Source organism: Candidatus Rhabdochlamydia sp. W815, assembly GCF_018642185.1.
GTDB lineage: Bacteria > Chlamydiota > Chlamydiia > Chlamydiales > Rhabdochlamydiaceae > Rhabdochlamydia > Rhabdochlamydia oedothoracis.
Window position 1 is genome coordinate 1 of the sequence record NZ_JAAVTY010000064.1, and the last position, 8,393, is coordinate 8,393.

At 35.3% G+C, this 8,393-nt stretch carries 4 protein-coding genes and 1 pseudogene; all 5 read left to right on the forward strand.

Annotated elements, in window-relative coordinates; genetic code table 11:
- Window positions 1–300: 300 nt before the first annotated feature.
- Window positions 301–2,547 (forward strand): hypothetical protein, encoded by a 2,247-nt coding sequence (locus RHOW815_RS05270; RefSeq protein ID WP_215217287.1) that lies wholly within the window; start codon window positions 301–303, stop codon window positions 2,545–2,547.
- Window positions 2,544–3,179 carry a DOMON domain-containing protein gene (locus RHOW815_RS05275; RefSeq protein ID WP_215217288.1) on the forward strand — a complete coding sequence of 212 codons (636 nt, stop codon included), beginning with the start codon at window positions 2,544–2,546 and terminating at the stop codon, window positions 3,177–3,179. Before RHOW815_RS05270 ends, RHOW815_RS05275 begins: the two co-directional genes overlap by 4 nt.
- Window positions 3,176–3,535 (forward strand): glycine cleavage system protein GcvH, encoded by a 360-nt coding sequence (gene gcvH / locus RHOW815_RS05280; protein ID WP_215217289.1) that lies wholly within the window; start codon window positions 3,176–3,178, stop codon window positions 3,533–3,535. The genes RHOW815_RS05275 and gcvH overlap by 4 nt, the downstream gene beginning before the upstream one ends.
- Window positions 3,532–7,599 carry a hypothetical protein gene (locus RHOW815_RS05285; protein WP_215217290.1) on the forward strand — a complete coding sequence of 1,356 codons (4,068 nt, stop codon included), beginning with the start codon at window positions 3,532–3,534 and terminating at the stop codon, window positions 7,597–7,599. The genes gcvH and RHOW815_RS05285 overlap by 4 nt, the downstream gene beginning before the upstream one ends.
- A 303-nt stretch (window positions 7,600–7,902) precedes the next feature.
- Window positions 7,903–8,305: pseudogene (locus RHOW815_RS05290) on the forward strand (transposase family protein); the annotation flags it as partial.
- Window positions 8,306–8,393: the final 88 nt, after the last annotated feature.

Consider the following 8,393-nt stretch of genomic DNA (forward strand, 5'->3'; position numbering starts at 1 on the left):
ACAAAAGCATTTCCAGCTATATCGCTCAAACAATCATATCTCCTGGATTAAAATACTTTAAAATTTTAGATTGCTTATTGGTTATGCAAGAGATCTAATGTATACACCATTATACTTTGGGACTAAACAATCTTCTCATATCGCTCTTTCATGGAAGAAAAAAAGAGAAGAACACAATCAACAGTTGCTCTGTTTTCTCATTTTGCTAAAAACTTTTTTTTTGTTTGGGCAATTTTTTTGTTTCCTTGTACTATGGCAGTTATCATTTATATAAAGCACTTAAAAGGTCAGGAAAGCTTTATGCTAGAATTTTTCCGCAAATATCAGAAATTTTTTTTTATTTTTGTAACTATTATCATTGTAATCTCTTTTTCCGCAGTAGGGATCAATACGCAAATGGTGGAATCCAATCCTGATAAGCAGATCGGCAAGACCGTTAATGGCAAGCCAATTTACTTCAAAGAATTATTGGTCTTAACTCAATTGCTCAATCATTCCATCTTTGATACCGACCGTAGTAATTGGCCTCATTTATTAAATGATGGGGTCATTGAAAAGAATTTTTTAGAGACAGGGCTTGCTGTGATGTTAGCCGAACAGTATTTTTCCTATTTGGAGCCGGAGCTTAAAAAAAAGGAACAAATGATCTCTTTATTTAAGCCCTATATCCATCCTTATGATGCTCAATTAAGCTGTAGGGCTGTTTGGAAAAATTACTCCCCTGGATTATTAGAGCACTTAGAGCAGCTGAAAAATTCGGAGATGGATGTTCATGAATTTTCTACATTATGTCAGTTGTATCTCGATCAGATAGCTTTTCCTAAAGAAGCCATGCAACAGGTATTGCATTTTCAGGAACAAAAAGCAGGGATCCCTAAAGATCCTCGTTTAGCAGAAATAGAGCTGTCTTTATTTGGGTTCAAAAATGTAAAAGATTGGTTTGGGGATAGATTTATCCATTTAGCTAGTCAGTTTATTTTGAATGTATCTTCTCTTGCAGAGCAAAAAAAATATCAGGTTACCAAACAAGAAGTACAAACCGATCTATTCCAAAACATTTATAAGGGATATAAGCAGCTTTCTCAAAATAAATCACTCGAGCCGAGCCAAGCTATGCAATACTTTCAACGTGAATTGCGGGTACTTGGATTAAATGAAGCCGATGTCTTAAATGCTTGGCGCCATGTTATGCTATTTAGACGTTTGGTATTGGATACTTCTGGAAGCGTTTTTAATGATCCATTAGCGCAAAAGCAATTTCATTTATTCGCAGATCAAAGTGTAGAAGTTGAATTGTATGAACTGCCTTCTTATTTGCGTTTAAGCGATTTTTCCGCACTTCTTAAATTGCAGGTATATTTAGAGGCTATATCTCTTGAGCAACCAAAAAGTTTGAATCTACCCTTAGAATTTGCCTCTTTGGATTGCATTGAAGCAAGACAACCAGAGCTTGTACAAAAAAAAGTAGAGCTTCATTTAAGTTCTATTAACATAGAAGAGCTTGTTGCTCAAATTAGCCTTAAGAGCACTTGGGAATGGGAAGCTACAGATGAAGGATGGTCTTTTTTACAAAACAGATTTCCTGAGCTTAAAAACCGCACAGATCGTAGAGAAGCATTGGATCAAATAGATTCTCGCAGCTCTATAGATCGAGTTGCAAGACTCGAAATGGTTCGTCAAGATAAAGAGCTTATTAGGCAAGCTTTGCAGCAAAGACCGCTCAAAACCGTCGAATTGTCCTTAAGGAAAAAACCATTAGCTCAAGGTCCTTATAGTTTGCTGCTCAACGATAAAGAGTTCATTGTTTTTTTAGAGAATGCTCCATTAGAGTCGATAAAAGAGTGCTACAGTGTGGATGTAAATAATTTTTATCGTATAGAGCTAGTTAGCCGCGATACTCAGAAAGAGTTAATTTCTTTTGAAGAAGCTTTTCAGGATGGCACTTTGGATTCTATTCTCGATCAAAAATTAGAAAATGCCTACCCAAATATACGTAAAGGAAAAGAGTTGTTTCTTCAAGCAAATGGGAGTTTTAAACCTTTTTATGAGGTGAAGGAGCAGATAGCACGTATTTTATATGAGCCTTTATTACTTAATATTGAACAGGAGTATATAAAGGTATTTGGGGATTTGCCAGGGATGAGTAAACAATTGCCTGGAATCTTTTACTGTAAATATCGTTTGTATGGATTCATGCAATCTGTAAAGCAGCAATTAGAACTGGGCGCTGTGCTTCATTTACCTAAGCAATGGGAGCTAATTTCTACTTTATCATGCATTTCTCGTAGCCAAAAACTGGATTTTCCAACAGATGATTGGATCGAGATTCCTGTTAATCAATGGTCGCCTATTTCTATAGGGTCTTCGGGCTCTTTAGCCTTTGCTAAAATATGCTCTAAAGGGGATTTAGAAGAAGTGCCTTTAGAAAAAATAGAACAGGGTTTTCAATTTCTCTCTTTCGATACATGTCGAGATGTAATGCGTCATTTATTAGAGAAAATAGTAGAAGGAAATTGCATTGTTTTTTCCGATAAGGAGCTTGAGTGACAATTGATCTATTAGAAGAGATAAATCCTATTTTACCACTTGATTGTTTTGCTATTCAGTGCAAGCTTTTACATGCTAAAAATCAACCCTCTGCTAAGATGATGAGGAAAAAGTTTTTATTACCCTCTACATCTAAGTTACTCAATGAAGTCCCTTTTGTAGAGGTTGCAATCGCTTGGAATGAACAGGCGATTTACTGTGATCTATTTTTTGATAAGCTTTTAGAGCCTACAGATAAAATAGAACTATTTTTTGATACAAGGGATTTAAAAACGGTTAGCTTTACACATCGTTTTTGTCATCAATTTTTCATTTTTCCTCAGAAAGCAAATGATGAGACATTTGCAAAAGAGATAACGGTTTTTCGTACAGAAGATGCACATCCTCTTTGTTTAGCAGAAGATATACAAGTAGATCTACAGGATAATCGTAAATCTTATCTCGTTAGAGTTACCATTCCAGCGCATTGTTTACATAGCTATGATCCATTGCAGTTTTCTCGTATAGCCATAAACTATCGTTTGCAGAGCAAAGGATTACTGCAACATTTTTCTTCTGCTCATCCATTAACAGAACAACATCCTCGTTATTGGGCTAGTTGTGAATTGATAAAAGGAGATATTTTTATATGAAATTTACAGAGTCACATGAGTGGATCAGAATGGAAGATGAAGTAGGCACAGTTGGAATTACCCACTTTGCTCAAAAAGAAATGGGAGAGATCGTGTATGTGGAATTGCCCTCTATTGGCAAACTGGTAAAAGCAGGTCAGGAAATTGCTGTACTCGAATCTACTAAAGCAGCAGCGGATATCTATTCCCCCGTGTCTGGGGAAGTTCTAGAAATTAATGAGAAATTACAAGAGCTTTCTCAAGGAGTTAACCAAGCAGCTGAAACCGATGGTTGGCTTTTTAAGGTTAAAATAACAGACAAAAAGGAATTAGAAAGACTCCTATCAGAAGAACAATATAAAGAGTTCATTCAATGAAAAAAAAGCTCTTAAGCATTTTGGGATTATTAGTTGTTCTGGCTCTATTTTATCAACAAATTATTTTATCTGGTTGCAAGATAGCTTTGTATTGCTTTTTACCAAAAACATTTTCTTATCAGAAAATTGCTTGGGATAAAAACGTAATGCGAATACAGGGTCTAATGCAAGAAAAGAATGCATTAAGTGTGGATTGTATAGATTTATTCTATCAAGAAGGAGCTTTTCATATGAGAGTTCTGCATCCACAATATCTAACTGATCGCAGTGTTACATCTCAAAATGTTTTTGGAGCTGTGTTAGCTTTAAGCCGTTTTTTTTCTGTGGAAGTGCACCACGGTGTTTTAGAATTAAACCAATTACGGTATTATTTTTCTTTGCTTCCTGTAGCTAACAAAAAGTTGGAGCTTAAGTTAGCGATGGATCCAAATCCTTTATACCCTGCTCTTTTGACCCTTCATTATTCTCCTAGCAACCATATATACCTTAGTATTAAATCCCAAGAAGTAAAACATCTTTTACCACTAACACAGCTAGTGGGTTATTCCAATAGATCTGTGAACTATCATGCAGAAATGTCTGTAGAGCTAAATGCTGCTATTCAATCAGATGGTTATATCCAGGACATACACTTACAAACCATTTTTGCGAATGTGAAAGTTCAGCAAGAAAACAAACAATTCCTCTGCGATCAAATAGAGGCGAATTTAAGTGCAAAAGAGGTTTACTTAAAAAATCTATGGCCTTCTCTTAAAGGACACTTTCAACTCAAAAATGGATCTTATGCTCTTTTATCTCAAAATTTAGAATGGCAAAACCAGTTGATGTACATGGAAGCAGATCTATGGATAACAGATCGATCTAAAGCTATTTTAAGCGCAATGGCTGTGCATGAAAAAACCTCATTTCCTCTTATTTTAGAAACCATTGCTATTCATAAAGATCAGCAAGGAATTGGAGTTAAAGCTATTTTTTCCGATCCTATAGATAAAAATATTCAAGGAAGCTTAGCGATTTGTCAGGCTCAAGAAGGCATCATTGAATGCGATATTCAAAAAATGGAACGCAAACATCTTGATTGGGCAAAATCTTGTTTTTCTCTGCCCCAAATCGATTCATCTATTTCTTATAGATGGAAGAGTTGTTCAGCAAAAATAGCCATGCTATTTTCAGATCGAATATTACAAAACATAGATTTAACACAATTTCAAGCAAAAAATGTATTGGTTGATCATCCTTCTCATAAGTTTTTTATAAAAGATGTACAGATGCAAGGAAGATGGGATGCTGTTAAGTCTCAAATAAAAGAAGGGTTTTGCCAATTACAGCAAGCAGAAGGTTTAAATATTGTCATAGACTATCCAGGATCTAAAAAAGCTATTTGCGCTCATATACAAGGGGATTTGAGCTCAATGCTTGGCTTAACCCCAGCTCTTCCTTTAGCAACAAAGCTCACGATTTATGAAAACAAACTAGAGATAATAGGCTCTATAGGATATACGCCTTTTTCAGCAGAAGCTCTATTTTTAAAACCTATTTCTTTAGAAGATGGTTTACACTTAAGACCTATACAAGGTCATCTAAAGCTAAAAGGTCTTACAGAAGAGCAATATAAACCATGGCTTGCAAAGTTTTTACCTGAGCTAATCGTAAAAGGAAATTATCAATTAGAATGCTTATTTGATACCGATAAAGTAGTGGTTGAAGTAGAAGCGAAAGAAATTTATTTAGAGCATTTTTATAAAACAATAGAGATTCCCAAAGTATCGGAGCTGTCTTTTCTGTATCAAAAGGGAAAGTGGGGTTTATCTTGCCCTAGATTAGAAGGGAAACTATCTTACAAGCAAGATACCTATGTATTTAGCACAGCCCTTGATGCAACGTATCCTCAATTCCACATACAGGATCTTTCTTTAGAAACAGAAGGTTTTTCTATTAAGGCAGATTTGCTCGCACAATATCAAGATTTATGGAACCTGCAATTGCAAATTGTAGAGATAAAGAAACAGGAAAAGAATCTTATAGAGGAACCTATTTCGGCAGAAATTGCTATTTGTCCAGAATCTGAAATACATCTATCTAGCTTTAATTATAAAGTTATAGCCGATCTTAAAAATCTATCTTTGCCGATTAACTCAAGCTTTAAGTTAGGGGAGGGGATGGCTCGACTAGAGTTAACTTCTTCTACAAAAACACTTTGCATGACGAAAGGAAGTGCTAAGCTTTATCAAGATAAAAAAATGTTTTGTAGTTTACAAATAGATTCGTTAGCAGGGGCTATCAATTCTTTTTCCCCTACCGACTTTACAGGCTCCCTACAAATAAAAGAACTGCCTATTCTACGAGCACAGGGTGTCTTGCTTCATCCTGGAGTAGATAAGTGGCAGATAGATTGCAATTTGGGATTAGCTAATTCTGAAACATGGCGCATGCAACTAGCCACAGAAGATCTATTTAAACAATATGATTTTTCTTGTTTGGGTAAAGATCTTGCTATTTTTGGTAAAAAGCTCTTGTCTCAGTGGCATATTGATCAAATGCAAATCGGCTCTTTAATAGCCGCTGGTATTTTCACATCAGATGAAAAAACAGTTCATTGCAAAAGTCTGCAGGGAAGCTATGAAGGGTATCCTTTTCTAGCCAGCGGTGTATTTGACTTGCAAAGTCATACTGTTTGCGGACAAATCGATTGCAACTGCTTTAGCTTAAAAAGTTCTCCTTTCATTTGCGAATATTCTGCAGAGCAAGGATTTTTTAGTAAACAGATCAGTCTTAGCGTACAAGATCTGAAAAGTTCTGAAATATTAGCAAATGTTTTTTGCCACTCTACATCTTACCAGGACAAAACCTGGGAAAGTACCATAGATTTTTCCCTGCCAGCGTTTCATAATGAACAAATCAATTGGCAGCAGGATTTAGTAGGTAACGTAGAAATAAAAAAAATGCCAGGGTTTGTACGTCTTAACGGAGATCTAAAACAAGGAGATTTCATCTTAAAACAGCAATTAGTAAAGTACCAAAATACGACATTTTCTCTAGAGAATACCCATTTTACATTGAATAGTGAACTTAACTTAGGAGAGAAGCCTTTTTGGGGGACCCTCTGGTTTGAAAATAATCAAGGAGCCTTTGAGATCTCAGATAAGCCTTTTCAACCAGGTTTAAAAGGATGTTTTGATCTAGAATCAAACAAGTGTAAAGTACATACACTCAAAGGAAAAGCCTGTGGTATAACCGCTGATTTAAAAAAAGAAACAAATCACTTACAAGGGACTATACAGATCCACACATCTGAATGCGCTTCCTTTATTCCTCATTTAGAAAAAATCATAAAACCCTTAGAACTCGAAGCCGATCTTATCTACCAAGGGGAAGTAAGCGAACAAGGATGTAGAGGACTTTTGCAAGCAGATCAGATAAAAATAAAGGGTTTTTCTGTGAATAAGTTTAGTGCAGGAGTAGAATTTTCTCCAAAAGAACTACAGATCTATGATTTTAGATTAGACGATGAAGCAGGTAGTTTATTTGCCAAGACAGTGAGCTGTAAAAATCTGAACAGCTGGGAACTGTGGATTCCAGAAGTTGAAATAAAGCAATTGCAATTAGATCACGTATTAAAAAAATCTAAGCCATTTGTAATAGATATGCTAGTTAAAGATATTCAAGCACAGTTATCCGATTTACAGACTCTGTATGGTTTAGGACAATGCAAGTTTCAATATTTGAAACAAGATCAGTGTTTTGAAATTCCCTTAGAGATCCTCTCTAAAATTGGCTTAGACTTGCGATCTTTTGTGCCTGTAGAAGGAGAGTTGGAATTTAAACTACAAGAGAGTCGCTGCTATTTGACTCAACTAGTAAAAACCTCTAGTAAAAATGGTCATTGTAAATTTGCTCTAGCAAAAAGAAAAAAACATACTTCTTATATCGGTTTTGATGGAAGTTTATCTATTGATTTAGAACTTAAACAAAAAAAACTTTTAAAGTTGGTGAATCCTTTTACTTTCACCATTCGTGGAAATGTAAATCATCCTAAATATGGCTTTATCTTATTAAAAAATTAAAAAATAGTTTTTGTTGTTAAAATACGTTTTCATATTAACAATAAAATTTTAAATCGAAACAGCTTATTTGCAAGTAGAAAAGATTGTGGAGAATGTCTTTTGAATTAAACAACCTCAATGTTGAGTTTATCTCTTTGTTTTTCAATTAGATAAACTGATTTTTCTCGGTGAAAATCCTAAAAGCTATAAGGATTGAATCGAAATTTTCAGATACAACGCTTCGTAGCTCTAGAAATACCTTAGATGTTTAGTCCCAAAGTATAATGGTGTATACTATGAACATTTAGCATCAAAGGAAACATTATGGGACAAATATTATATGGGTGCGCCAAAACAACTGAGGCGATACGTCGGAAAATACGAAATAGTCAAAAAAGCATAGCCAAATTAGCAGATGAGTTGAGTCTCAACCCTAAAACTGTTCTTAAGTGGAGGAAGAGAGGGTTTCAGCACGATGCTCCTATGGGGCCTAAAAAGATTCATTCCACTATCCTAAGCAATGAAGAAGAGGCTATAATTGTTGCCTTTCGCAAGCATACCCTTCTTTCTTTGGATGATTGTTTATATACTCTACAGTCCACTATTCCTTAACCTTACAAGATCTACCCTTTACCGATGCTTACAAAGGCACGGGATAAGTCGTCTGCCTGAAACAAAAGGTGAAAAACCCCTTAAGAAGAAGTTTACTTCTTATCCTATGGGGTTCTCTAATTGCACACAAGGGGAATATAAATTCTCTTAATTCTTCATAAGCTCTCCGAGCCGATATTTTGCTTGCAAAATAAAAGGCGTTT